The following is a 26881-nucleotide window of genomic DNA, read 5'->3' on the forward strand; positions in this document are numbered from 1 at the left end:
CGCTCAATCCTCGGACTCGGCGCCCGACTCTTCGTCGGCGGCGTCGGCGTTGGCCTCCTCGGCGTCGGCCTCTTCGGCGTTGCGCGCAATGGCTAACAGTGTGTCGCCCTCGCCCAAGTTCATCAACCGAACGCCCTTGGTCTGCCGACCGGCCTTGCGCACCTGCCTGGCTTTCGTCCGGATCACTCCGCCGCCGGAGGTGATCGCGAACACCTCGCTGTCGTCGTCGACGATCAGCGCACCCACGAGCTTGCCACGCCGCGGGTCGTACTGAATCGTCAAGATGCCCTTGCCGCCGCGGCCCTGCGCGGTGTACTCCTCGATTGCGGTCCGCTTGGAGTAGCCCCCCGCGGTCGCCACCAGCAGGTATGTGCCCTCTCGAACCACGTTCAGCGACAAGAGGTAGTCGTCTTCGTTGAACCGCATGCCCTGCACACCGGAGGTGGCCCGGCCCATCGGCCGCAGCGCCTCGTCGGTCGCCGAGAACCGGATCGACTGGCCGTTGGCGGAGACCAGCAGCAGGTCCTCCTCGGCCGAGCACAGCACGGCGCCGACCAGCTCGTCGCCGTCCCGCAGGTTCACCGCGACGATGCCGCCGGAGCGGTTGGAGTCGAAGTCGGTCAGCTTGGTCTTCTTCACCAGGCCCTTGCGGGTGGCCAGCACGAGGTACGGCGCGTCCTCGTAGCTCTTGATCTGGATGACCTGGGCGATCCGCTCCTCGGGCTGGAATGCCAGCAGGTTCGCGACGTGCTGGCCGCGCGCGGTGCGCGACGCCTCCGGCAGGTCGTACGCCTTGGCGCGATACACCCGGCCCTGGGTGGTGAAGAACAGGATCCAGTCGTGCGTCGAGCAGACGAAGAAGTGCCGCACGATGTCGTCCTGCTTCAGACCCGCGCCCTGCACGCCCTTGCCGCCGCGCTTCTGACTGCGGTACAGGTCGGTCTTTGTCCGCTTGGCGTAGCCGGTCTCGGTGATCGTGACGACGACGTCCTCGCGGGCGATCAGGTCCTCGTCGGCGACGTCACCGTCGGCGGCGATGATTCGGGTGCGACGGTCGTCGCCGTGCTTGTCGGCGATCTCCTTGAGCTCATCGCGGACGATCCCGCGTTGCCGCTCCGGCTTGGCCAGGATGTCCTCGAGGTCGGCGATCTCGGCCTCGATCTTGGCGAGGTCGTCGACGATGCGCTGGCGCTCCAACGCGGCGAGGCGACGCAACTGCATGTCCAGGATGGCCTGCGCCTGGATCTCGTCGATGTCCAGCAGCTCGATCAGGCCGGTCCTGGCGATGTCGACGGTCTGCGACGCGCGGATCAACGCGATCACTTCATCAAGTGCGTCAAGGGCTTTCACCAAACCGCGCAAGATGTGCGCGCGCTCGTTGGCCTTGCGCAGCCGGTAGGTGGTGCGCCGGATGATGACGTCGAGTTGGTGGGCCACATAGTGGCGGATCATCTGGTCGAGTCGCAGCGTGCGCGGCACCCCGTCGACGATCGACAGCATGTTGGCGCCGAAGCTGGTCTGCAGCTGGGTGTGCTTGTAGAGGTTGTTCAGCACCACCTTCGCCACCGCGTCGCGCTTGATCTCCACGACGATGCGCAGGCCGACCCGGTCACTGGACTGGTCTTCGATGTTGGAGATGCCGGCCAGCTTGCCGTCGCGAACCTGCTCGGCGATCGAGGTGATGAAGTTGTCGTGGTTGACCTGATACGGCAACTCGGTGATCACCAGGCCGGTGCGACCGCGCGAATCCTCTTCTATCTCAACGACTCCGCGCATCCGGATGGATCCGCGGCCGGTGGTGTAGGCGTCGTGGATGCCCTGCGACCCGACGATCAGTCCGTGGGTCGGGAAGTCCGGGCCCTTGACCCGCTCGCAGACCGCGGCCAGGGTGGCTTCCTCGTCGGCCTCGTGGTTCTCCAGGCACCAGTAGACGGCCTCGGCCAACTCGCGCAGGTTGTGCGGCGGGATGTTGGTCGCCATGCCGACCGCGATGCCGCCGGAGCCGTTGGCGAGCAGGTTCGGGAACCGGCTCGGCAGCACGGTCGGTTCTTGCACCCGGCCGTCGTAGTTCGGGATGAAATCGACTGTCTCCTCGTCGATTTCACGCAGCATCTCCATCGCGAGCGGAGTCAGCCGCGCCTCGGTGTATCTCATCGCGGCCGGCGGATCGTTGCCCGGCGAGCCGAAGTTGCCTTGCCCGTCGACAAGCGGATAGCGCAGGGACCACGGCTGGGCCATCCGGACCAGGGTGTCGTAGATCGACGAGTCACCGTGCGGGTGGTAGTTGCCCATCGTCTCGGCGACCGAGCGCGCCGACTTGGCGTGCCCGCGGTCCGGTCGGAAGCCGGAGTCGAACATCGCGTAGAGCACCCGGCGGTGCACGGGCTTGAGGCCGTCACGCACTTCGGGCAGCGCGCGGCCGACGATGACGCTCATCGCGTAGTCGATGTAGCTGCGCTGCATCTCCTGCTGGATGTCGACCGGTTCGATGCGGTCGGCGGCGTCGCCGCCGGGCGGCAGCGTGGTGTCTGTCATCTGTTCCTCATCGGTGAGATTTCAGTGGGGGAGAGGGCTGTCAAGCGTCAGACATCAAGGAAGCGAACATCTTTGGCGTTGCGGGTGATGAAGCTGCGGCGGGCGTCGACGTCCTCGCCCATCAGGATCGAGAACAACTCGTCGGCCGCGGCGGCGTCGTCGAGGGTGATCTGGCGCAGCACCCGCACCGACGGGTCCATGGTGGTCTCCCACAGTTCCTTCGCATCCATCTCGCCGAGACCCTTGTAGCGCTGGATGCCGTCCTCGGCGTTGATCTTGCGGCCGGCCTTGCGGCCTTCGGCGAGCAGGCCGTCGCGCTCGCGGTCGGAGTAGGCGAACTCGGGGTCGCTGCGCTGCCACTTCAGCTTGTACAGCGGTGGCTGCGCGAGGAACACGTGGCCGTTCTCGATCAGCGGTCGCATGAACCGGAACAACAGAGTCAGCAGCAGGGTCGAGATGTGCTGGCCGTCGACGTCGGCGTCGGCCATCAGCACGATCTTGTGGTAGCGCAGCTTGGTGAGGTCGAACTCGTCGTGAATACCGGTGCCCAGCGCGGTGATGATCGCTTGCACTTCAGTGTTTTTCAGCACGCGGTCGATACGGGCTTTCTCGACGTTGATGATCTTGCCGCGCAGCGGCAGGATCGCCTGGAACATCGAGTCGCGGCCGGACTTGGCCGAGCCGCCGGCCGAATCACCTTCCACCACATACAGTTCCGACTTACGGGGGTCGGTCGAGCGGCAGTCCGCCAACTTGCCCGGCAGCCCACCGAGGTCGGTTGCGCTCTTGCGGCGCACCAACTCTCGCGCCTTGCGGGCCGCTATACGTGCCTGCGCGGACGACACCGCTTTGTTGACGACGGTCTTGGCGTCCGAAGGGTTGGCGTCGAACCAGTGTTGCAGTTCCTCGTTGCAGATCTTCTGCACGAATGACTTGACCTCGGTGTTGCCCAGCTTGGTCTTGGTCTGGCCCTCGAATTGCGGCTCGCCGACCTTCACCGAGATCACCGCGGCCAGGCCCTCGCGAATGTCGTCGCCGGTGAGGTTGGGGTCCTTGTCTTTCAGCAGTTTCTTGTCTTTGGCGTACCGGTTCACCACGGTCGTCAGCGCGCTGCGGAAGCCCTCTTCGTGGGTACCGCCCTCGTGGGTGTTGATGGTATTGGCGAAGGTGTGTACCGACTCCGAGTAGCCGCCGTTCCACTGCATTGCGATCTCGACCTCGTGGCCGGGGCCCTTGCCGGAGAAGTCGACGATGCTGGTGTGGATCGGGTTCTTGGTCCGGTTGATGTGCTTGACGAAGTCGACGAGCCCACCCGGGTAATGGAACGTGCGGTGCTTGACCTTGTGCGGCGCAGCGGATTCCGCTGATTTCTCCTCCGCGGTCTTCGGCGCCTCGGCCGTGTCGCTGACGACCTCGTCGACAACCTCGTCCTGGCTCACGCGCTCATCGGACAGGTTGATCGTCAAGCCCTTGTTGAGGAAGGCCATCTCCTGCAACCGCCGCGCGACCGTCTCGAAGTCGTAGTTGGTGGTTTCGAAGATGTCCGGGTCGGCCCAGAACCGGATGGTGGTTCCGGTCGCGTTGGTCTTGTCACCCTTCTTCAGGGTGCCGGGCACGGAGCGGTCGTAGGTTTGGAACCACTCGAACCCGTCGGTGCGGATGTCCGCTTCCAGCCGAACCGACAGCGCGTTCACCACCGAAACGCCGACGCCGTGCAGACCGCCGGACACCTGGTAGGCGCCCTCCTCGAATTTGCCGCCGGCGTGCAGGACCGTCATCACGACGTCCACGGTCGGGATTCCGGTCGCGTGCATGGCTGTCGGAATGCCGCGGCCGTCGTCGGTGACCTCGACGCCGCCGTCTTCCAGAATCCGGACGTCTACCTTGGTGGCGAAGCCCGCCATGGCCTCGTCGACCGCGTTGTCGACCACCTCCCAGACCAGGTGGTGCAGGCCGCGTTCGCCGGTCGAGCCGATATACATACCGGGGCGCTTGCGGACGGCCTCCAAGCCTTCGAGGACCTTGATCGAATCGGCACCGTACTGTTCTTTGGCAGCCACTAGCGGGACGCTCTCCTCGGGTATTTCTCTGGGCCTAAAGGGCCTGGGACCGTCGGCCCCGCGCGGATCACATCCACTCTACCGTCAAGGTGGTTCCGGACTGATGCTGCAAGGGCGTTTCTGCACAGCTATTTGCGCCGTGTGCGGAATTTTTCGGTCTGTCTTGCGTCCTGACGCTTGACGAGCGGGTTTCCCGCGTTGTGACGGCCCTCAGCGCAAGGGCCCCGCGACATCATCCGTAGGTGTCGCGCGGGCCGCGGCCGGCGATGTGCAACGGGCCCTTGCGCCACGAGGGAGCGGTCGGGCCGGTGATCCGAAGGCTCGTCACCACACCGTCGCCGACCTCCGCCGCGATCTTGGCCAGCACCTGACTCTGGATCAACCGGAGCTGGGTGGCCCACGCCGTCGACTCGGCGGTCACACTCAGCACCCCGTCACGCAGGCCGGTCGGTGTCGCGTGCTCGGAAATCTGGGAGCCGACCACCGTCGACCACCGACCGAACACCGTGCCCTCGGCCACCCGCGGCGACCATCCCTGTTTCTTCGCGAGGTCGCGGCTGGCATTGCCGAGCGGTTGCGGGTCACGAGAGTCCGGGCCGGGCCCGGACCAGCGGCGCCGGCTAGCGGAGCCGGCCACTCGGCGGGCCGGGGGGAGCCGTCGGCCGCGGCCAACATCCTTACCTTGGGTGCGGGCCGCGCCGCGGGCTTCCTCTAATACGCGGCGCACCAGATCCATGCCGTTCACTCCGCTCAGGTGCTCGGGCGGGCCGGCCTCCGGGGTCTCTTGCGGGTCGTCGTCGGGATCCACTGCCTCACTCCTCTTCCGCCACGACCGCGGAGGCCGGGCCGGTGTCGTCGTCGCGCATTGTGATGTTCACGCGGTCCGCCAGCCACTCGCGCGGGATGTCATCGACCACCGCCGCGGTCACCAGCACCTGTTCCGCGGTGGCGGCGGCCGCGGCTAGCGCCTCGCGCCGCGCGGTGTCGAGTTCGGCGAAAACGTCGTCGAGGAGCAACACCGGGTCGCTGCCCTCGGCGCGTAGCAGTTCGTACGCCGCAAGGCGCAGCGCCAAAGCCATCGACCACGATTCCCCATGGCTCGCAAAGCCTTTCGCGGGTTGTTCGCCGAGTCGCAGCTCGAGGTCGTCGCGGTGAGGTCCGACCAGACAGACCCCGCGTTCGAGTTCGGCGTCACGGCGTACCGCCATTTTCTCCAGCAGCGCGGCCCGCAGAATCTCGACGTCGGGACGGTCGGCTTCGATCTCGATGCTGGCGTTGTAGGCGATCGACGCCGGGCGCGACGCCGGCGCCAGCAGCTGATAACTCTTCTGCACCTCCGGCGCCAACTCGTTCACCAATGCCATGCGGGCCGCCATCAACTCCGCGCCGTGCGTCGCGAGGTGGCCGTCCCATACGTCGAGCGTGTCCAGCGCGCCACGGTCGCCGCGAAATCGCGCGCCGGACGCGGACTTCAACAACGCCGTCCGCTGACGCAACACTTTGTCGTAGTCCGCCCGAATACCGGCGACCCTCGGTCGGCGCAGCGCGGCCAGATCGTCGAGGTAACGGCGCCGGTCACCTGGATCGCCGCGGACCAGCGACAAGTCTTCCGGTGCGAACAACACCGCGCGCAGCACCCCGACGATTTCGCGGGGACTGCGCACCGGGGAGCGGTTCAGCCGTGCCTTGTTGGCCCGGCCGGCGGTGATCTCGAGGTCGACCGCGCATTCGCGACCCTCATTGACCACGATCGTCGACACCACCGCGCGTTGCGCGCCGACCCGCACCAGCGGCGCGTCGGTGGCGACCCGATGCGACCCCAGAGTGGACGAATACCACAGGGCTTCAACGAGATTCGTCTTTCCGAAGCCGTTCGAGCCAACGAACACGGTCCGGCCCGGGGTCAGGTCGAGCTCGACGTTCGCCCAGGACCGAAAATCGCGTAAGCCGAGATGGCGGACGTACACCTAACGACTAACCGGGCAGGCGAACCGGCATCAGCAAGTACACGTACTCCGTCTGGAGCGCGGGGAACGGTCCACTGTCGGCGGGCGGCGCGTCATTATCACCGGCCGGACGCAGCACCGCGGGCCGGCTCGGAGTCGTGAAACCGAACGACACCCGGTCCGAGTGCAGCGAGCCCAACCCGTCGGTGAGATACGTCGGGTTGAAGGCGATGGTCAGCGGCTCGCCGGCGAAGTCCACCGGCACGTCCTCTTCGGCGCGACCGACATCGTCGGCGCCGGCGGACAGCCGCAGGGTGCCGTCGGAGAATTCCATCCGTACCTGAGCGCCGCGATCGGCGACCAGCGCGACGCGCTTGATCGCCTCGGTGAGTTCGGCGACCCCGACGGTGGCGACGGCGGTGTGCTCACTGGGCAGCAGCTGCCGGAACTTCGGGAACTCCGCATCGAGCAGGCGGGTAGTGCTGCGCTTGCCGTTTCCGCTGATGCCGAGCAGTCCGTCCTTGCCGACCGACGGCCCGGCACCCAACGACAAATGCACCTCGGACCCGTCGGTACCGCTCTTGGCCGCCTCGGACAACGTCTTCGCCGGCACCAGCACCGCGGCCTCGACATCGGGCGCGCCCGCCGACCAGGTCAACTCACGAACCGCCAGCCGGAACCGGTCGGTAGCGGCCAAAACCACTGACTGACCGGAGATTTCGACCCGGATTCCGGTCAACATCGGCAACGTGTCGTCGCGGCCGGCCGCGACGGCGACCTGACCGATCGCCTCGGCGAAGACATCGGAGGACAACGTTCCGGTTTCGTCGGGCAGGGTCGGCAACGTCGGGTAATCCTCGACCGCCATCGTCGGCAGCGAGAACTTCGCGCTTCCGCAGGCCAGCGACACCCGGGTGCCCTCGACCTGGACGTCCACCGGTTTGTTGGGCAGCGCGCGGGTGATGTCGGAAAGCAGCCGACCGGACACCAAAGCTGTTCCGGGAGAAGCGATTTCAGCGGCCAGTCGTACTTCGGCGGATACCTCGTAGTCGAATCCCGAGATGGTCAGGCCGTCGTCGGAGCCGGTCAGCAGCACGCCGGCCAGCACCGGCACCGTCGGCCGGGACGGCAACGTCCGCGCCACCCACGCCACTGCATCCGCGAAGTCGTCCCGCACCAGGCGGAACTTCAAGTCGGTCAGGCCGACGGTGGTCGTCGCCACGTCCATTGCGTCCCTTCATCACCTCGAACAGCAAGGCTAACTTCAGCGGCCGATCGTGTGAGATCCCCGCCGACGGACGCCCGTGCCCGTAATCACTCCGACGACCGAACCCGGCTGTCGAACCACAACCGTAGAGCGTCGGAGGCGTTCTTGAAAGCTAATCGGAAGCAGTGACACTCGGGTCTTTCGAGCCTGGATTGGGAGGTGTGGAACGGCTCGTCCCCAACAGCCTTTTCTGAAGAACAAACTACGTAGAGATTTCAATAACAGTAATAAGGCCTGTGCAGATTGGGGACAGCATGATGTCTGTGCTGCTGGGAGCGCCGGCCGGGTTGTGCATGACAGTGGGACGGACTGTGTGGTTTGTGTGCAGCGGTTGGGGATCGGTCGCGGTTGTGGAAGACCCGGCTGTTCATGCGAGAGATGTCAGCAGTTTGCGCACAGCACCATCCACAGCCTGCGCTGTGACTAGTGGTGACGACGATGCCAAAGTTTTTTGGAATTTCCGGCGCCTGGACGCGCGCCGACGCCCTGTTATGACGGCGCGAGGCCGAAATCCGGTGCAACAACTCACCACTCGGCGTTCGAGCGGCGGGATGAATCAGCGCTTGGAACGCTGACGAATCCGAGTGGTGAGCTCCTTGACGTGATCGAAGACCTCACGACGCTCGGCCATCTCGGACAGGATCTTCTTCTGCGCGTACATCACGGTGGTGTGATCCCGGCCGAACGCCTGCCCGATCTTGGGCAGCGACAGGTCGGTGAGCTCGCGGCACAGATACATGGCGATCTGCCGCGACTGGGCCAGCGCGCGGGTCTTGCCCGGACCACGTAATTCCTCGACCGTGGTGTCGAAGTACTCCGCGGTGGCCGCCATGATCGTCGCGGCGCTGATCTGCATGGTGCTGGCATCGGCGATCAGGTCGCGCAGCACGATCTCGGCCAGGGACTTGTCGATCGGCGCCTTGTTCAGCGAGGCGAAGGCGGTGACACGAATCAGCGCGCCCTCGAGCTCGCGGATGTTGCGTTCGATGCTGCTGGCGATCAACTCCAGCACGTCGTCGGGAACGTTGAGCCGTTCCATCTGCGCCTTCTTGCGCAGAATGGCGATGCGCGTCTCCAGCTCGGGCGGCTGGACGTCGGTGATCAAACCCCATTCGAACCGCGTACGCAGCCGATCTTCAAGTGTCGCAAGCTGTTTCGGCGGTCGGTCGGAGGAAATCACGATCTGCTTGTTGGCGTTGTGCAACGTATTGAAGGTGTGGAAGAACTCTTCCTGGATACCTTCTTTGCCTTCGATGAACTGAATGTCATCCACCAGCAGAACGTCGACGTCGCGGTAGCTGCGTTTGAACGCCACCTTGCGGTCGTCGCGCAGCGAGTTGATGAAGTCGTTGGTGAATTCCTCGGTGGAGACGTATTTGACCCGCATCCCGGGGAAGAGTCGCTGCGCGTAATTGCCGGCGGCGTGCAACAGATGCGTCTTGCCCAGACCGGACTCGCCCCAGATGAACAGCGGGTTGTAAGCCCGGGCCGGGGCTTCGGAGATGGCTAGCGCCGCGGCGTGCGCGAATCGGTTGGATGCACCGATGACGAAGGTGTCGAACGTGTAGCGCCGGTTCAGGCTCAGACCCGCTGCGGCGTCGGCGGCCTGGCTGTGCGGACGCTCGGAGAAATACGACGGCCAGCTCTGATGCGCGCTGGCGAGCGCCTCGCCGTCTTCGTCGATCTCGTCCAGGTCGTCGAGTGTTTCTTCGAGAACCGCGTTGGCGTTGACGTTGGCGCGATCGTCGGAGTCGTCAGTGGCCAGTGGCGAGATGCGGACACCGAGTTCGATCTGCTGTCCGAGTCGACGGCTGAGGGCTTCGGTGATCTGAGGGCGGAGGTGACGTTCGATCTCGTTCTGCACGAAACTGCTCGGCACCGACAGGAGAGCGAAGCCCTCGACGATCGTCAGCGGTTGGACGAGATTGAGCCACGCCCGCTGCTGCGGTGTCAGTGGTGCGACATACGGTTCACCGTTGAGTGCGGCGCCGTCGGTGGCGAGCTCTCCGTTGAGTTCGGAGACGACCGCGCTCCAGACCGTCGCGAAACTTGATCCGGGGTCCTCGGTCAACGACGGGTCCCCCTGCTACGACTAATGAGTCCAACCATATGTTTCGACGACGAACTGTCCACACCGTTATCCACAGGTGTGGAAAGGACAGCGCCCGCCGCGCCGCAGCGTACCCCCGACGGCTCGCGAGATCGGCGCTCGAGACGACCAGTGAAACTCAGCTGGCGAGGAGGCCGATCTGCCATCCTTGCTTCGTTGTCTAGCGCCGTTTCGGTATGAAACAGCACCGCCCGAAGCTAACAGTTTTCCACGCGCGCGCCAACCGTTCCGCAACATTGGCGACCCCTTGCGAAAGATTGCTCCGCGGCCCGGTGGCGGGTGTGGCGTCAGTGAAGGATCAGCGGCGGTCAGGGTGTGGTTTGACCGGGGCAAGAGCGGTCAGTACCCTCATACAGTCGCCCGAAAGTAGGCGATACGGCTGCGATCCGAGCACCACCGCCCGGAGGCCGCGCCGGTTACCAGCGAGACACAAAGCCTATCGAGGCGTCGTGGGGGTTGAGCGTGACCCGCCGGCACGGGAATCCGTGGCGACCACGATGTCAGATGCAGCAAGGAGAGAGTCGTGGCAAAGGGCAAGCGGACCTTCCAGCCGAACAACCGGCGCCGTGCTCGCGTGCACGGGTTCCGGCTGCGGATGCGGACCAGGGCCGGCCGGGCGATCGTCTCGAATCGGCGTAGCAAGGGCCGGCGCTCGCTGACTGCCTGATCTCCAAATCCGGTGTGATGGCGGTGCTTTCGGCGCGTAACCGCATGAGGCGGTCGACCGATTTCGATGCGACCGTCAAGCACGGCAGGCGTTCCGTGCAACCGGACATGGTCATCTATATGAGGCGCGCAACCGGCGATCCCAAACTTGGGCTGATCGTCTCGCGATCGGTCGGATCGGCCGTTCAACGACACGGTCTCTCCCGTCGACTCCGCCATGTGGCGCGCGATGTCTTCGCCGATCTGACCCACTCCGAACACGTGGTGATCCGGGCGCTGCCCAGTAGTCGCGATGTCGGATCGGTGCGCCTGAGCGAGGAACTGCGCGCCGGCCTCCGGCGTATCGAGGCCAAGCGGTGAGTGCGATGACGGCGCGGATCCGGTCCGCCGAGTCCGCCGGTGCCCGCGGGCTGATCTTTGTCATCCAGTTGTACCGGCACATGGTGTCGCCGCTGCGGTTGCCGACGTGTCGCTTCAACCCGACCTGTAGTCAGTACGCGGTGGACGCGCTGACCGAATTCGGCTTGGTGCGCGGGAGTTGGTTGGCGATGGTGCGGTTGGCGAAATGTGCGCCGTGGCATCCCGGAGGATGGGACCCCGTGCCGGAGCGACCGAGCGCCGCGGTGACGGAGAAATCGGCCTGGGACACCCCAGCAACGCTAGGGAAGAGTGATTCTGTTGTCGTTTGATCCGTTCAGCCTGGACTACTTCTATTACCCGGTCTCGGCCATCATGTGGCTCTGGTACAAGGCGTTTTCTGCGGTGCCGGGTCTGGGAGACAAGAGCCACGCGACCAACGGCATCGCCTGGACGCTGTCGGTCGTGTTCCTCGTCTTCACCCTCCGGGCTCTGCTGTACAACCCGTTCGTCCGGCAGATCCGCACGACGCGGCAGATGCAGGAGTTGCAGCCCCAGATCAAGGCGCTGCAGAAGAAGTACGGCAAGGACCGCCAGCGCTTGGCGCTCGAGATGCAGAAGCTACAGAAGGAACACGGGTTCAACCCGATCCTCGGCTGCCTGCCGATGCTGGTGCAGGTGCCGGTATTCCTCGGGCTGTATCACGTGCTCCGCTGCTTCAATCGGACCTCGACCGGAATCGGCCAACTGGGCCTGTCGGCCAAGCAGAACCGGGAGTTGGGCAACTACCTTTTCAGCGCCTCAGACGTGCAGCACTTCCTGGACGCGCGGTTGTTCGGTGCACCGCTGGGCGCGAGCATGACGCAGAGCGGCTCGAGCCTGCAGGCGTTCACGGACTTCAGCCGGCCGGCCGTTGCGGCGGTCGGCGTGCCGGTGATGATCCTGGCCGGCATCGCCACCTACTTCAACAGTCGGGCATCGGTGGCCCGTCAGAGCGCGGAGGCCGCGGCTAATCCGCAGACCGCGATTATGAACAAGCTCGCGCTTTACGTCTTTCCGCTCGGCGTGGTGGTCGGTGGACCGTTCCTGCCGCTGGCGATCATCTTCTACTGGTTCGCCAACAACATCTGGACCTTCGGGCAGCAGCACTACGTGTTCGGGATGATCGAGCGCGAAGAAGAAGAGAAGAAGCGCGAGGCGCTCGAACGCCGGGCCGCGAATGCGCCCGCGCCCGGTGCTAAGCCCAAACGCGTGGCGGGGAAGCCGGCAGCCAACGGCGACGCCGCGGCGGAGACACCGAAGGCCGACGCGGAGAACCGCGCGCCGCGCCCTGGTGCCAAGCCGAAGAAGCGCGGGCGCTGACACCCCGATCGTCGGATCGGACACAAGACTTCACCGGGTAGGTCCCGGGCACGGGAAGGGAAATAGGCAGACATGACAGACACCGAAGCAACCACCAACGGACACGACGCCCCGGCGGCGCAGGACGAGTTGGAAGACGCGACAAACGGCGCCGCCGCGACCGAGGGTGACGGCGAGGGCGATCAGGAAGAGCGCTTGGTAGCCGAGGGCGAGATCGCCGGCGACTACTTGGAGGAGCTGCTCGACCTCCTGGACTTCGACGGCGACATCGACTTGGACGTCGAGGGCAGCCGCGCCATCGTCAGCATCGACGGCAGCGACGACCTGAACAAGTTGGTCGGCCGCAAGGGCGAGGTGCTCGACGCGCTCCAGGAACTGACGCGACTGGCGGTGCACCAAAAGACCGGTGTGCGCAGCCGCCTGATGTTGGACATCGCGAGTTGGCGCCGCCGTCGCCGCGAGGAGCTGGCGGCGTTGGGGGACAAGGTCGCCAAGCGTGTACTCGACAGCGGCGAACGCGAAGAACTCGCACCGATGACGCCATTCGAGCGCAAGATTGTGCACGACGCCGTGGCCGCCGTCAGCGGCGTCCACAGCGAGAGCGAGGGCGTCGAGCCGGGCCGCCGCGTCGTCGTCCTGGTCGACTAGGCGCCGAGTTACAGCCATGTAGTTCGTGCGGCCTACGGTGGGCGTGGATGGGAGGAATGTTTCACGTGAAACATGTCGATTCCCGCGACGCAGCGACGCCGGTGATTCCAGCCGCGCCCTCCGCCGCCGCGACGATCTTCGGCGATCGGCTTCCGCTGGCGGAGCGCTACGCGAAGCTGCTCGCAACCGCCGGAGTCGAGTGGGGCCTGCTGGGTCCACGCGAAGTGGATCGGATCTGGGATCGCCACGTCTTGAACTGCGCGGTGGTTTCGGAGCTTGTCGAGGACGACGACCGGATCGTCGACATCGGCACCGGGGCGGGGCTGCCCGGACTGCCGATGGTGATCGCGAAGCCGGGACTACAGGTGGTGCTCGTCGAATCGCTGTTGCGCCGCACCGAATTCCTCCGCATGGTTGTCGACGATCTCGGTCTGGAGGTCGCGGTGTTGCGCGGTCGTGCGGAGGATGCCGAAGTGCGCGACGCGGCCGGCGGCGCCGATGCGGTGACGTCGCGTGCGGTCGCTCCGCTGGACAAGCTGGCCCGGTGGAGCATCCCGCTACTACGCACGGGCGGGCGGTTGGTCGCGATCAAGGGGGAGCGGGCACCGGACGAGGTGCGCGAGCACCGGCGTGTGATGGCCAAGTTAGGCGCCGCCGATGCCAGGGTGGTGGAATGTGGCGTGAGTCTTTTGTCCCCACCGACAACGGTGGTGGTGGCTCGGCGGGACAAGCCGGACGCGGTCCGGAAACCGTCCCGCCGACGATCGAGCAGGGAGAGCCTATGAGCGCGCCGCAAGACTCGTTCGGCCCCGCGAGCGGGGTGTATGTTTCACGTGAAACATCGGAATTCGACACCCCGATCGGGGCCGCCGCCGAGCGCGCGATGCAGGTGCTGTCAAAGTCCTACGCGCCACTGAGCCGGCCGAGTCACCGACGGCTGTTCACCATCGCCAACCAGAAGGGCGGCGTCGGGAAGACGACGACCGCGGTGAACCTCGCCGCCGCGCTGGCGGTCCAGGGCCTGCGGACGCTCGTCATCGACCTCGACCCGCAGGGCAATGCCAGCACCGCACTCGGCATCTCCGAACGCCACTCCGGGACGCCGTCGTCGTACGAGGTTCTGCTCGGCGAGATTCCCCTGAAGGACGCGATGCGGCAGAGCCCGCATAGCGAACGCCTCTACTGCGTCCCGTCCACCATCGACCTGGCCGGCGCCGAGATCGAATTGGTCAGCATGGTCGCCCGCGAGAACCGGTTGCGCACCGCGCTCGCCGAACTCGACACGGTCGACTTCGACTACGTCTTCATCGACTGCCCGCCGTCGCTGGGGTTGCTGACCATCAACGCGTTGGTCGCGGCGCCCGAGGTGTTGATCCCGATCCAGTGCGAGTACTACGCGCTCGAGGGGGTGTCGCAGTTGATGAACAACATCAACTTGGTGAAGGCACACCTGAACCCCGCCTTGGATGTCAGCACCGTCATCCTCACGATGTACGACGGCCGGACGAAGCTCGCCGACCAAGTCGCCGACGAGGTCCGCCGCTTCTTCGGCCCGAAGGTGTTGAAGACCGTGATCCCGCGCAGCGTCAAGGTCTCCGAGGCGCCCGGGTACAGCATGACGATCATCGACTACGACCCCGGATCGCGCGGCGCGATGAGCTATCTCGACGCCAGCCGCGAACTCGCCGAGCGCAGCACGACACCCGATGGAGGGGATGCACGATGAGCCAACCGACGCGCAGAAAAGGTGGCCTTGGGCGGGGCCTCGCCTCTCTCATTCCCACCGGCCCGGCCGAGGGGGAGGGCGACTCGACCGGACTCAGCGGACCGAAGATCGGTGCCGCCGCAGCCGACGTTCTGATGGGTGGCCCGCCGGCCCCGGTCGTCTCCGACGTCGGCGCGGTGTACCGCGAAATCGCGCCAACCGATATCGAGCCCAACCCGCGCCAGCCGCGGCAGGTCTTCGACGACGAGGCGCTGTCCGAACTCGTGCATTCGATCCGCGAGTTCGGGCTGATGCAGCCGATCGTGGTGCGCGCGCTCGACAAGCCGAGCGGCCCGCGCTACCAACTCGTCATGGGGGAGCGGCGCTGGCGCGCGGCCCAGACCGCCGGCTTGACCGCCATCCCCGCAATCGTGCGGGAGACCGCTGAAGACAATCTGTTGCGCGACGCCCTCCTCGAGAACATCCACCGGGCGCAGTTGAATCCGTTGGAAGAAGCGGCCGCCTACCAACAATTGCTCGACGAATTCGATGTCACTCACGACGAACTCGCCGCGCGCATCGGTCGGTCGCGACCGCTGATCTCCAACATGATCCGGTTGCTGCGGCTGCCGATCGCCGTGCAGCGTCGGGTGGCGGCGGGTGTCCTGTCGGCCGGTCACGCCCGGGCGCTGCTGTCGCTCGAAGCGGGGGCCGAGGCGCAGGAAGCGCTCGCCGCGCGGATCGTCGCCGAGGGGTTGTCGGTCCGGGCGACCGAAGAGGCGGTCACGCTGGCGAACAGCAGCGGCCCGAGCAAGCCGGCGGCACCCAAGCGCAAGCCGATTCACATGCCGGGCCTCCAAGACGTCGCCGAGCAACTCTCCAGTGCCTTCGACACCCGCGTCACGGTGAGCCTCGGCAAGCGCAAAGGCAAGATCGTGGTCGAGTTCGGCTCGGTGGACGATCTGCAACGGATTGTCGAGTTGATGAACTCGTCGAAACGCTGACCGGTCATACCGACCCGTTACGTCACTGTGACATTCCGCCAGATCCAGCTGCCTCCAAATGCCGCGTAACCGCGAATTCGATTGTGCGCTAGGCGATTTCGCCGTCGGGGCGGTGACGGCACCTTTGCCGGCCGCCGACGGACCCGAAATCGCGCCATCGGCGGTCGAGCGGGGCCCGCGCGGGTATCGCGGCCGCTGTCATCGGGGTACGCTCGGCTGCGAGGTGGGGCACCACCTGCTCGCGGGGAAGACGGACCGTCAGTGACCGCCCCCCACGAAGGCCCAGGAGTCTAGTGTCTGCTCGAATCACGCCGCTGCGCCTCGAAGCGTTCGACCAGCTTCCGAAGCATGCGCGCCGCTGCGTCTTCTGGGAGGTCGATCCGGCGGTCGTCGGCCAACAAGATCATCTCGCCGATCCCGAATTCGAAAAAGAAGCATGGCTGTCGATGGTCATGCTCGAATGGGGTTCGTGCGCGCTGGTTGCCACCACCGCGCCGACCGACGATGAAGGCGAGACGGCCTGCCTCGGCTACGCGTTCTACGCGCCGCCGCGGACCGTCCCACGGGCGCACCGATTTCCGACGGCACCGGTGTCGGCGGACGCCGTGCTGCTGACATCGATGCGCGTGGAGCCCGGCCCGGAGGCCGACGATCTACCGCGCAGTCTCATCGCGCGCGTCGTCGAGGAACTCGTCCGACGCGGCGTCCGCGCGCTCGAGGCGTTCGGTCGCACCGAGGCCGTCGCGGAATTGACGAACTTGCCGGAGACCGACCCCGAATTGTTGCCGGTGCTCGAGGTATTGGGGGACTGCTCGACCGAGCAGTGCGTGATCGACGCCGAGTTCCTGCTCGACGCGGGATTCGTTGTGGTGGCGCCACATCCGTACTTCCCGCGGCTGCGGCTCGAGCTGGACAAGGGCCTGGGGTGGAAGGCCGAAGTGGAGGCCGCCCTGGAGCGGCTGCTGGAGAGTGCGTCGCTGCAACAACCGGTCGCGGCGGGAGCTTCGGCGGGCTCGGCGGCGTCTGCGGAGCCGACCGCGTCTACTAAGAGCCGCTAGCGCGGCCGGCTTCCACAGCCAGCTCGTGGGCGAGCAGCTCGGCGAACGTGAAGGTGCCGGTGGGGCGGTCGTTCTTGCCGAGCAGGTAGAGGCGCTTGACCGCGGCCAGAATGCCCTCCGCGATCGCGTCGCGGGTCTGCGTGGTCGTCAGCATTCCGCGATCGTGCGGGTTGGTGATGTAGCCGACGTCGACCTGAACGGTGGGCATGCGGGTCAGGCGGAGCAGGTCCCAGGTCCGGCCGTGGGTGCGGCAGTCGCGTAAACCGGTGCGCGCCACCACCTCTCGCTGAATGAAGTCCGCAAGGTTGCGGCCGATCGTCGACACCGAACCGTGCGAGTTGCCGAAATGGAACGACGCGACACCGCCGGCCGACGGGCTGGCCTGGGTCTCGCAGCGCAGGCTGATCATCAGGTCGGCGCCGACGGCGTTGGCCGTGGCCGCCCGCTCGTGGTCGGACGGGCTCCGGTTGGTCGGCCGGGACAGAAAGGTCTCCATGCCGATCGCCGTCATCCGGCCCTCGAGCCGACTTGCCAAGTCCCACAGGATGTCTGACTCGCTGATCGGCCCCGCCGATCCGTGCGCGATCAGGCCGTGGTCGTTGCCGCCGCGGCCCGGGTCGATGATGATCCGCTTGCCCGACAGCTTAGGCCCCGACCGGCGCACCAGTTCCTCTTCGCGGATGGCGTGCAACGAGCCGCCGGTGACCCGAGAAGAGAGAAAGTACAAGGAGCGCAACGTTTCCGGGCCGCAGATGCCGTCGGCGTACAGGCCGTACTCGCGCTGATACGACATCAGCCCGTTGTGGGTCTGCAGACCGAAGTAGCCGTCGACCAGGCCGGTGTAGAAACCGAGATCCTGCAAGCGGTTCTGCAGCGTCGCGACGTCGTCGCCGTACATCGGCGCCCCGAACTGATGATGCAGTGTGCGCGCACCCAACCGATACGACGCCTCACGCAGCGCGCGGTTGGTGGCCTCGCCGACGATACCGTCCACCAGCAGACCGCGGTGCTGTTGGAACGCCCGCACCGCGTGGTCGAGTTCGTCGTCGAAGAGGTCGACGGCGACGTGCCGACCGGTGCTGAGATCCGCGTCCGTGCCGTCCAGGTGACCGAGCGCGATCAGCGACGCGCGGATCTCGGTGACCGCCGCGTTACGGTCACCACGGCGCAGCTGATCGCCGTCGCCGCGGTGCGGTCTCGACATTGCAAGGCCTCCGGTGAGCCGTGTGAGCAGCCCTGCCGCTTATTGACAGGCTTAGCGGTATTCTCTCAGACCCTTAAGGATTTCGGTAAAACGCCAGGCAAACCGCGCCGATGTTTCCCGAGTCAGCCGACCCCGGGAACGGCGTCGGAAAGCTCCCGCAACAGCGCCGCCTTGCCCTTGGCGCCAACGATGCGCTTCACCGGCTCGCCGTCCTTGAACAGGATCAACGTCGGGATCGACACGACGTCGAAGTTACGGGCGGTCTCCGGGTTGGCGTCGACGTCGATCTTGGCGACGGTCAGCTTGCCGACGGAGTCCTTGGCGATCTCGGCGAGCACTGGGGCGACCATCTTGCACGGCCCGCACCAGGTGGCCCAGAAGTCCACCAGCACAGGCGTATTGCTGGCCAATACGTCACCGGCGAATGAGGCGTCGGAGACCTCCACGGGTGCTCCGGATTCGGTCTGGGTCATCGCATCTACTCCTATCAGAGGGTCGCTGCTGCCGGTTCGCCGGCAGGTTTGGTCTGGGTGCGCTCGCCCGGCTCCGCGTGCTCGGCCAGCCAGCGCTCCGCGTCGATGGCCGCCGAACAACCGGTGCCGGCGGCGGTGATGGCCTGGCGGTAGGTGTGGTCGACCAGGTCGCCGGCGGCGAACACGCCGTCCAGCGAGGTGTAGGTGGTGTGGTCCTTGACCTGCACATAGCCGTCGCCGTCGAGGTCGACCTGGCCGCGCACCAACTCCGAGCGCGGGTCGTGGCCGATCGCGACGAAAACCCCGGTCACCGGCAGCGTGGACTCGTCGCCGGTCACGGTGTCGCGCACCTTGAGGCCGGTGACGGTGTTCTCGCCCTCGACGGACACCACGGCGGTGTTGGTGACGAACGTGATCTTCTCGTTCGCGCGGGCCCGGTCGAGCATGATCTTGCTGGCGCGGAACTCCTCGCGGCGGTGCACCAGGGTGACGCTGCGGGCGAACTTGGTCAGGAACGTGGCCTCTTCCATCGCCGAGTCGCCACCACCGATGACCGCGATGTCCTGGTCCTTGAAGAAGAAGCCGTCACAGGTCGCACAGGCGCTGACGCCGCGGCCGAGCAGCTCCTGCTCGCCCGGTACGCCCAGGTAGCGGGCGGCGGCGCCCATTGCCAGCACGACGGCACGGGCCTGCAGCGTCTCGCCCTCGGAGGTGGTGACCGACTTCACCGGGCCGTCCAGCGACACCGATTCGACGTCTTCCATCCGCAGGTCGGCGCCGAAGCGCAGGGCCTGCTCGCGCATTTCGTCCATCAGCTCGGGGCCCTGGATGCCCTCGCGGAATCCGGGAAAATTCTCCACCTCGGTGGTGGTCATCAACGCGCCGCCGAAAGCGGTGCCCTCGAAGACCACGGGAGCCAGCTGTGCACGGGCGGCGTAGAGAGCCGCGGTGTAACCGGCCGGTCCGGAGCCGATGACGATGACGTCGTGAATGGTTGAGGAACTCATTCCAACCTTTCCGATACTTGAAAACCCGTGCACTGGAACGCCAGGGTAGGCGGTGCTGTTCCCGCGACACTACGGCTGGTGGACGATCCTGTCAGCCGACAGGCCGGTGTTTGCGGAACTGCAGGTCGGCGCCACCGCGAGCGCCGCCAACAGCCCCGGCGCGTCGCCCGGCAGCACCAGCAGGACGGCTGGGTGCCCGGCAATGTCGACCGGTTGGGCGCCGAGGATGCGGGTGTTCGCCGGGTAGCCGAGGCCGGCCAGGCAGGACGCCCGGCGGCGCGCGTCGTCCAGCGGTCCGTAGTCCGGCGCGCGGTCCAGCAGCGCGACGACCTCCCGATCCGACAGCGGGATGGTGGCCGGTGGCCGGGACACCGTGATGGGCTCGATCGTGGTGGGCCGGCTGGGTAGCGGCACCGGGTCGGGGAGCAACGCCCCGACGCCCAGCCACACCGCGGCGGCGACCGCGGACAGGCCGAGGGCCGCGACCGCTATGCGCGCCGGGCGGGGAAATCGCGCGCGGTCGACGGTATGGGTCGATGGTTCGGGTCCGAGCGCGGCGAGGTCGCGGCGAACCCGGTTCAGCGCCTCCATGGTCTGACGCGCCGCCGCGTCGGTGCGGATTCGCTGCCGCAACCGGGTCGCGGTCTCGTCATCGAACAGGCCCGCCTGCAGATCGGCGAGGGTGTCCGCGGTCAGCGGCGGGTCATCCGGGTCGGCTGAGTCCATTGCCCCCAGTGTCCGTCATCGCGCGACACCGCGGCTAGCGGGCCGGATGACGCGGAGCGTCGGTCTGCAGGTAGCCCAGGATCGCGGCCAGCCGGGTCCGGGCCCGGGCGCAGCGACTCTTCACGGTGCCCTCGGCGACGCCGAGCAGGCGCGCGGTGTCGGCGACCGAATAGCCGTGCATGTCGACGGCGACCACCGCGGCGCGCTGCTCGACGGGCAGCCGCATCAGCGCCTGCTGGACGGTGATCGCGGTCTCGACCTGCGCGGTGCGATCGGGCACCGGGTAGATGTCGTCGAGCGTGGTCGTGAGGTGAGTCTTGTTGCGGCGCAACCGATCCAGGCAGGCGTTGACGACGATGCGGTGCAGCCAACTGCCGACCGCCGCGTCATGCCGGAACGCACCGGCTCCGCGATGGGCCGACGCCATCGCCTCTTGCAGGGCGTCCTCGGCGTCCTCGGTGCACCGGCTGGTCAGCCGCGCGACGCGGTGGAGTTGGCGGTGGTGGCGGTGGAAGAGTTCGGCGAAGGCGGAGCGGTCGCCGGCCACGTGGGCCGCGAGCAGTTCGGCATCGCTGCGTTGCCCTGGCGATGGCGGCCGAATCCGTTGCGCGAAGCCCACTCGCCGGACAGTAATCAATCGCCCGTTGCCGGGCACTTCACTCGGTCGGGCCTGTCAGGACTTCGCTTGCACCGTGACTTCCGAGAGGCTGGTCTTGCTCTGACCGTTCTCGGTGCCGAGCGTCGAAATCCACACCAGCACATACTGAGTGGGTGACGCCGCGTTGACCTGAATGGTGTTGTGCCCCGGGTGCATCGGCATCGGCTGGCTCAGTACCGCGGTGTCGTCGAGCTTGCTCGGGGTCGCGGTCGACGACGAGCGGATCTGGATCTTGGTGCCGGTGCTGGGCAGGTCGACGTTGACGGCACCGACCACGGTCGGTTGCGGCAGCTTCAGCAGCAGGCCCACGCCGCTCTTGAAGCCGGGGAACGGAATCGGGTCGTGGTAGACGTCGGTCTCCCAGGCGGTCCCGGGGCTGCCGTCGATGGCCAGCGCGGCCGATGCGGGGTTGTCGCCTTCGCCGCCGGGGGAGAACACGGTGACTCCCACCGGCTTCACGATGCCGCCCGCGGCAGCTTCGGAGCCCGAACTGGTCGACGGGCCGTTGAGGCCGAGTTGGTCCTTGTCGAGGCCGCCGACATCGCTGAACATCTTGCTCAGCACCGACGCGAGCACCACCAGGGCGACCACGATGATGGCGGCTCCGACGCCGATCCCGATCGTGACGGCCCGGCGTCGGCGGACGCGAGCCTGCGCCTCGTCGACGTCGTCGCTGCGTTCGCGGCCCGGGCGGGCGGGTTCCGGCGGCGGGTCGTTCTCGTTGATCGGGGTAAGCAACTCGGTGCGATCGGCGACCACGGTGGCCTGCTGCAGTAGGTTCAAAAGGGTTGCGGCGCTGCGTATTCCGCCGTCCAGCTGGATGGAGTGGGTGGCCGCGGCGGAGATCTGGAAGGGGATCTCGCCGTCGATCGAGTTGGGCTCGAGGGCATGGCCGGCCGAATCGCGCGGGGCCGGCGCCAGCCCGCTGGGCTCGCCGGACTCGGGCAGCGGCCACTTGTTGACGAGCAATGCGTACAGCGCGGCGCCGATTCCGCGGATGTCGTCCTCGGGGCTGATGTTCGGCATCGTCGCCGGGAATGCGAGTACGACGTCGCCCTCGATGCTGACCCGCACCCGGGCCGCGTGGTCGATGGACAGCGCGACGCCGGCGTGGTGGGCGGCCTCCGCGGCCGCGGCCAGGGTCTGCATCGCCCGGGACGCGCCGGCGGCCGACGGCGAGGTGTCGGCCACCTCCTGTAGCGAGCCGCCGCGCACCCACTCGGTGACCACCAGGCCGCCGGTGCCGGTGTGTACGACGTCGAGGATCCGGGCGATCCCGAGCTTGTCGATACGGCTCAACTTCATGGTGCGAGCCAGGATTTCGCGAATCTGCTCGTCGGGCAGGTCGCCGTCGGGGTCGACGAACGTCAGGGCCACCTGGCGGTTCAGCGCCGTGTCCAACGCCTGCCAGAACTGCAGGTGCGGCGCGCCGCCGTGGAAGACCAGCAGCCGGTAGCGGCCGCGGGCAATGCTGACGCCGGGCACCAGTTGCTGTCCGGGGGCGACCGCGCCCGGGTCGGCGTCGGCCGACAGCGGATCGCCCGCGCCGAACGCGGTGGTTTCGAGATCGGAGTCGGACGCCTCGCCGTTGGCGGGCTGGGCCGACTCGGACGCGGCGACCTGGAGGTCGGCGGGCACGTCCGGGTGGAAGTCGTCGGCGGGTGAGTCGGCGACAGCTTTGGCCGAGGCGCTGTCCGATGGACCGTCGGTCATCTCCGCTCCTCTCCCCGTCCCCTCCCCGGTCGGCTGGCCCGCACGTCCGGCGTCCGGAGCGGGATACCCCGCCGGCGCAGACGAAATCCTGCGCTCAGGGTACGTGACGACGCCGGGGCGCAACAATCGATCTCCGCCACTGGCTGAGCCCGTCGCGACGGGGGCTGACCTGGCAGAAGACGGCGCCGCCGGGGTGGGCGAGGGGGCCGGCGCGGCCCCGATCCGGCGACGCACCGCGGCCAGGGCCGCGACCGCCTCGGGGACCTGCGCGCGCACCATGACCACGGCCACAATCGGCGCCATCACCACCCCGAGCACAAACAGCCGCAGCAGCGAACCGGCGCCGCCGCCGTACGCGGTCAGTCGCTGCATACCCAGCAGCACGTCGACCAGGTAGGCCACCAGGCCGGCCAGCAGCGACGCGGTCGCCGTCACCAGGATGGTGCGAACCTCCGCGACGCCGAGTAGGTGACCGCCATTGGGCCGCAACGCATTACGCAGTAAGACGTAACCGGCGACCGCGCCCGCCAGGAAGCCCACGCCGTTGGCAAGCCCGAGGTAGGCCGCGACCAGATCGGGGTTGCCGGCCAGCTGCGGCGCGATCAGCGACGCGACGATCTTGACGAGCGTGATGACGACGATGATCACGATCGGAATCCACGGCTGCTCACGGGCGTAGAAGACCCGCAGTTGCAGCAGCACGACGGCGTAGGGGAGCAGGGTAAACGCCGACATCGCGATCGCCGCGCCCAGGTGGCCGGCGTCGACGTCGCCGAAGTGGCCGTAGGCGAACAGCGCGCTGCCCATCGCGGAACCGCCGACGGTCATGAACGCGACCGTCGGAATCAGCGTGATCATGGTCAAGCGCATGGCCAGCGACAGGTCGGCGAGCACCGCGGCGGTATCGTCGGCGGCGGCATTGCGGCTCAGCCTCGGCATCACCACCGTCAGCACGGTGACGCCCACCATGCCGTACGGGAGGTACAGCACCAGCCAGGTGTACTGGTAGATCGCCGGGCCGGACGCGGATGCGGTGCTGGCGATCTGGTTGGTGACGATCAGGCCGATCTGGCTGATGAAGACGTAGAGCACCATCGCGCCGGCCATCTCGCCGAAGCGCTTGAGCCGGGCGTCGATGCCCCACAGCGGCCGCAGGCTGATCCGGTGGCGTCGGACGGAGACCAGCAGCACCGCCGTCTGCGCGACCACGCCGAGGGTGGTGCCGATGCCGAGCACCAGCAGCTTGGCGTTGCCCATCTCGACCGGGTCCACCGACAGCGGCCCGGGCGCGACGAGATAGGCCCCCAGCGTCACGATCGCGACGACGTTGTTGAGCACCGGCGCCCAGGCCGGCGGCCCAAACACGTTGCGGGTGTTGAGGATTGCCATGAAGACCGACGACAGGCCGTAGAACAGCACCTGGGGGAGGAGCAAGTAGGCGAACGCGACGGTCAGCCCCTCGTTGACCTGCGGGCTGCGGCCGAGCATCAGCCGCACCAGCAGCGGCGCCGCCGCCACCGAAAGCAGCGTGGCCGCCAGCAGCACGGCGGTCGCCAGCGTGACCAGGCGACGGACGAACGCGGCACCGCGGTCGGGATCGTCCTGCTCGGCGCGGGCCAGCACCGGCACGAAGATCGCGGTGAACGTCGCCTCCAGCACCAGGGCGGCGACCAGGTTCGGCAGCTGGTTGGCGACCGAGAACGCGCTCGACAGTGCGGCACCGAGCAGCGCGGCCAGCAGGACGATGCGGGCGAAGCCGGTGACGCGGCTGATCAGGGTCGCCAGCGCCATGCCCCACGACCGGGAGACCAGCGCGGCGTCGGACAGCTCGGGGCGGGCCGGCGGCTGCGAGCCCTGCGACGACACCAGGCCGGTGGGCGGCAGCGGCCCGGTCGGCGGGCCCGGGTTGCGCGCGAGCCGCGGCGGGACGGCCCGGCTCACGCGTGCTGCTCTTCGTCGACGGGGGCGTCCGGCGGGTCCGGCCGGTCCAGGTCGGCCCGGTCGGGCTGGCCGCGGAAGCGGTGCCACAGCCGTCGTCCCGCCAGCGCGATCAGCACCGCGAACGCGCTCATCGTGATCGCGAAGAGCACCTTGCCGTAGGCGTTGGAATGCACCGACAGCCGGACCGGCTCGCCGAGCTGCACACCGTCGGGGGTGTGCAGCGTCGCGTCGATCGCCACCCGCTGGGTGAAGTTCACCTCGATGGGCACCCGCATCGGCAGATAACCCGGCGGCAGCTCCACATCGCCGGGATCGGTGACTGTCATGCCGGGCGGGACGTCGAGGTGCAGCCGCACCCGGATCGGCACCGCCAGCCCGTTGTGCAGGGCCAGCGGCAGCGGGCTGTGCTCGGTGGCCAGCGTGTAGGAGCCCGCCGGCGTCACGATGGTGACGGCGTCGAACAGGTCGTCCAGCGCGTGTCCGAGCACGTCGAGCCGCTGTTGGGCGAGCCCGTTGCGGGTGTCGGGCCGGTCGGCCTGGCTGACCGCGCGCAGCATGTCCTCGCGTAGCGGCGCGGTGTAGCTGACGCCGGTCAGCCCGGTCCGCACGTCGGTGGTCAGGGCCGCGGTCAGCCCCGCCAGCCGGCCCCGCGCGGCGGCGATCTTGCCGACGACGGCGTCACTGAACCGGCCGCGGCCGCCGGCGGCTTCGGCGGACGGCTCTGGTGTCCCGTTGACCAGCGGAATTGTCGAAGCCTCCGCGATCAGCGCGGGCAGCGGCCGCGGAAAGGCGAGACCGGACCGGATCGCGGTGGCCAGGCCGGTCAGGATGGCGCCCGCGTCGTCGGGTCGCAGGTTCCAGTTGGTGGGCGGCAGCAGTACCTGCGGGCGCGGGTTGACCTTCGGCTCGAGGTCGCGCCACAGCATCGAGCCCAGCGCATCCTGCCGGCGGGCGATTTCGGAGTCGTGCTTGAGCCGGATCAGCAGGGCCGCGTTGAGGTAGCTGGGCGCGACCGGATCGGTGCCAACGGCCGCGAACGCGGCGCCGACGGCCGGGTCAAACGGCGCGAGCACTACCTGCGGCGACAACCGGCGCGGCGCGGTGTCGGGGGTCGGCGGCAGGGGGGAGGTGGAGTCGCCGGCGGTGGACTCGGCCGGCGCGATCACCACAGTGTTGCCGTTGATGCTGAGTAGGTCGACGGCGCGGCGGGTCAGTGACCCGTCCGGGATCAGGGTGGCGCCGCGGACCGCGACGACGCCCAGGATCTGGTCGACGATGTCGCCGGCGGCGCTGGTGGCGGTGGCGCTGAGACCCGGGTCGCCGATGCGCTCGACGGCGTCCAGGTCGGCCTGCGCGTACGGCAGCGGCGCGACACACATCCGGTGCGCCAGGCTGCGCAGCCGGTTCAGCCAGCCGGTCGCGGCGGCCTGCCCGGCTCCGGGATGGGTGGGGGTGCCCGGTTCCTGAGCGGGCCCGGCGGGCCCGTCGGACACGACGTAGCCGGCGGTCATCGCGTTGACGGTCACCAGCAGGTCGGGGTCGACGGCCAGGCAGACCGCGCGGCCGACAGCGCCGTCGGGGTCCACGTCGTGGCTGGTGGCGAATTCGGCCGCGGCCAGCAGCACGTCCAGCCGACCACCGGGGGCCAGCGACGTGGCCAGCTCGTCGTCCATCAGCCGGACCGGGATCGTGCCGCCCGGGACGCCGGGCGCCAGCCGCGGCCGGTCCGCCAGCGGCCAGAGCATGGTGACCGGGACCGGCCTCGAGGTGTCCGGCGCGATCACGGCGTTCAGCGTGTTGTCCGCGGGATCCAGCGGATCCGCCGGCACGCCGAGCACCGGCAGCAGGAAGCGGGCGTTGTCCAGCCGCGCGGGCTCCCCGTAGTCGGGGGTGCCGTTGACGTTGACCAGGATCGGGTAGACCCCGGGGCCGTTGAATTCCAGCGAGTGTTTGCTCGCCGAGCGCATCGGCGCGGTCAGCGAGAACTTCGCCTTTTGGCCGCGCTGCAGGACGGGCGACACCGTCGCGAAGTCCATCGCGGGCTCGTACTGATCGGTGTCGCCGTCGAGGTTGGTCCGCAGGCCCGTCGAGGTGGGTACCGCCGCCGCGTGTTCCAGCCGGATCATCACGTCGTGGACCGGACGGTCGCCGATGTTGGTCACGGTGCCCGCGACGGTCACCGCCGGCTCGCTGGTGGTGGTGACGACCTGCGGGGCAACCGAATCGATGCGGAGCTGGACGAACGGGGTGGCGCCCGGCTCACCCGCCGCGGCGGTCGGCAGGCCGCCGACGCTCAGTGCGGCCAGGATCGCGACGACGGTCAGAAGGCGCGTCGAGACGCCCCGCCGGGGTCGCGGTGCCGTCGAACCGCTGTCGATCCCCGCGAGCGGGTGGCGCCTCCACCTCGAATAGCTCTGCATCGTTGTCGGCGACCCCGGCCC

22 protein-coding genes are annotated in these 26881 nt (G+C 67.8%); 9 read left to right on the top strand and 13 right to left on the bottom strand.

Annotated elements, in window-relative coordinates; translation table 11 throughout:
- Positions 1 to 3 precede the first annotated feature (3 nt).
- The 6 genes from gyrA to dnaA form a co-directional block, all read right to left on the bottom strand.
- The gene (gene gyrA / locus PT015_RS17445) at positions 4 to 2535 is read right to left on the bottom strand and encodes a DNA gyrase subunit A (RefSeq protein ID WP_285186110.1); all 2532 of its coding nucleotides are present in this window, start codon (positions 2533 to 2535) and stop codon (positions 4 to 6) included.
- Between the two features lie 47 nt (positions 2536 to 2582).
- Positions 2583 to 4595, bottom strand: a complete 2013-nt coding sequence (gyrB, locus tag PT015_RS17450; protein WP_285186112.1) for a DNA topoisomerase (ATP-hydrolyzing) subunit B — start codon at positions 4593 to 4595, stop codon at positions 2583 to 2585.
- A gap of 232 nt (positions 4596 to 4827) precedes the next feature.
- On the bottom strand, positions 4828 to 5403 hold the full coding sequence (locus PT015_RS17455) for a DUF721 family protein (RefSeq protein WP_285186113.1): 576 nt from the start codon (positions 5401 to 5403) through the stop codon (positions 4828 to 4830).
- Between the two features lie 4 nt (positions 5404 to 5407).
- On the bottom strand, positions 5408 to 6562 hold the full coding sequence (recF, locus tag PT015_RS17460; protein WP_285186114.1) for a DNA replication/repair protein RecF: 1155 nt from the start codon (positions 6560 to 6562) through the stop codon (positions 5408 to 5410).
- Between the two features lie 7 nt (positions 6563 to 6569).
- The gene (gene dnaN, locus PT015_RS17465) at positions 6570 to 7769 is read right to left on the bottom strand and encodes a DNA polymerase III subunit beta (protein WP_285186115.1); all 1200 of its coding nucleotides are present in this window, start codon (positions 7767 to 7769) and stop codon (positions 6570 to 6572) included.
- Between the two features lie 595 nt (positions 7770 to 8364).
- On the bottom strand, positions 8365 to 9879 hold the full coding sequence (dnaA, locus tag PT015_RS17470) for a chromosomal replication initiator protein DnaA (protein WP_285186117.1): 1515 nt from the start codon (positions 9877 to 9879) through the stop codon (positions 8365 to 8367).
- Between the two features lie 562 nt (positions 9880 to 10441).
- On the opposite strand from dnaA, the gene rpmH reads away from it, so the two are divergent.
- From rpmH to PT015_RS17515, 9 genes are all read left to right on the top strand, one after another.
- Positions 10442 to 10585, top strand: coding sequence for a 50S ribosomal protein L34 (gene rpmH, locus PT015_RS17475; RefSeq protein ID WP_180916038.1), 144 nt, complete (start codon positions 10442 to 10444; stop codon positions 10583 to 10585).
- A gap of 23 nt (positions 10586 to 10608) precedes the next feature.
- The gene (gene rnpA, locus PT015_RS17480) at positions 10609 to 10944 is read left to right on the top strand and encodes a ribonuclease P protein component (protein ID WP_285191153.1); all 336 of its coding nucleotides are present in this window, start codon (positions 10609 to 10611) and stop codon (positions 10942 to 10944) included.
- A 5-nt stretch (positions 10945 to 10949) separates the two neighbouring features.
- Positions 10950 to 11273 carry a membrane protein insertion efficiency factor YidD gene (yidD, locus tag PT015_RS17485; RefSeq protein ID WP_285186118.1) on the top strand — a complete coding sequence of 108 codons (324 nt, stop codon included), beginning with the start codon at positions 10950 to 10952 and terminating at the stop codon, positions 11271 to 11273.
- 43 nt (positions 11274 to 11316) lie between these two features.
- A complete protein-coding gene (gene yidC, locus PT015_RS17490; RefSeq protein WP_390888035.1) occupies positions 11317 to 12303 on the top strand; it encodes a membrane protein insertase YidC in 987 nt (328 codons plus the stop codon).
- 72 nt (positions 12304 to 12375) lie between these two features.
- Positions 12376 to 12951 (top strand): Jag family protein, encoded by a 576-nt coding sequence (locus tag PT015_RS17495; protein WP_390887848.1) that lies wholly within the window; start codon positions 12376 to 12378, stop codon positions 12949 to 12951.
- A gap of 56 nt (positions 12952 to 13007) precedes the next feature.
- On the top strand, positions 13008 to 13736 hold the full coding sequence (rsmG, locus tag PT015_RS17500) for a 16S rRNA (guanine(527)-N(7))-methyltransferase RsmG (protein ID WP_285191156.1): 729 nt from the start codon (positions 13008 to 13010) through the stop codon (positions 13734 to 13736).
- Positions 13733 to 14677: a ParA family protein gene (locus PT015_RS17505; protein WP_390887849.1), complete on the top strand. Its 945-nt coding sequence runs from the start codon at positions 13733 to 13735 to the stop codon at positions 14675 to 14677. The genes rsmG and PT015_RS17505 overlap by 4 nt, the downstream gene beginning before the upstream one ends.
- Positions 14674 to 15660, top strand: coding sequence for a ParB/RepB/Spo0J family partition protein (locus PT015_RS17510; protein WP_285186120.1), 987 nt, complete (start codon positions 14674 to 14676; stop codon positions 15658 to 15660). Before PT015_RS17505 ends, PT015_RS17510 begins: the two co-directional genes overlap by 4 nt.
- A gap of 293 nt (positions 15661 to 15953) precedes the next feature.
- A complete protein-coding gene (locus PT015_RS17515; protein ID WP_285186121.1) occupies positions 15954 to 16718 on the top strand; it encodes an acetyltransferase in 765 nt (254 codons plus the stop codon).
- On the opposite strand, the gene PT015_RS17520 is transcribed toward PT015_RS17515, so the two are convergent.
- The 7 genes from PT015_RS17520 to PT015_RS17550 form a co-directional block, all read right to left on the bottom strand.
- Positions 16705 to 17922, bottom strand: coding sequence for an N-acetylmuramoyl-L-alanine amidase (locus tag PT015_RS17520; protein WP_285186123.1), 1218 nt, complete (start codon positions 17920 to 17922; stop codon positions 16705 to 16707). The genes PT015_RS17515 and PT015_RS17520 overlap by 14 nt on opposite strands.
- A 122-nt stretch (positions 17923 to 18044) precedes the next feature.
- Entirely contained in the window at positions 18045 to 18395 is a 351-nt protein-coding gene (trxA, locus tag PT015_RS17525) for a thioredoxin (protein WP_285186124.1), read from the bottom strand.
- Between the two features lie 14 nt (positions 18396 to 18409).
- Complete coding sequence (trxB, locus tag PT015_RS17530) at positions 18410 to 19402, bottom strand: thioredoxin-disulfide reductase (RefSeq protein ID WP_285186126.1); 993 nt, start codon at positions 19400 to 19402, stop codon at positions 18410 to 18412.
- Positions 19403 to 19471: 69 nt separating this feature from the next.
- Positions 19472 to 20128, bottom strand: coding sequence for a hypothetical protein (locus tag PT015_RS17535; protein WP_285186127.1), 657 nt, complete (start codon positions 20126 to 20128; stop codon positions 19472 to 19474).
- Between the two features lie 34 nt (positions 20129 to 20162).
- A complete protein-coding gene (sigM, locus tag PT015_RS17540) occupies positions 20163 to 20747 on the bottom strand; it encodes an RNA polymerase sigma factor SigM (RefSeq protein WP_390887850.1) in 585 nt (194 codons plus the stop codon).
- Between the two features lie 54 nt (positions 20748 to 20801).
- Positions 20802 to 24440 (bottom strand): murein biosynthesis integral membrane protein MurJ, encoded by a 3639-nt coding sequence (gene murJ / locus PT015_RS17545; RefSeq protein ID WP_390887851.1) that lies wholly within the window; start codon positions 24438 to 24440, stop codon positions 20802 to 20804.
- The gene (locus PT015_RS17550; protein WP_285186128.1) at positions 24437 to 26860 is read right to left on the bottom strand and encodes a DUF6049 family protein; all 2424 of its coding nucleotides are present in this window, start codon (positions 26858 to 26860) and stop codon (positions 24437 to 24439) included. Before PT015_RS17550 ends, murJ begins: the two co-directional genes overlap by 4 nt.
- Positions 26861 to 26881 lie beyond the last annotated feature (21 nt).

The sequence above is a fragment of the Candidatus Mycobacterium wuenschmannii genome, assembly GCF_030252325.1.
In the GTDB taxonomy this organism is placed as follows: domain Bacteria; phylum Actinomycetota; class Actinomycetes; order Mycobacteriales; family Mycobacteriaceae; genus Mycobacterium; species Mycobacterium wuenschmannii.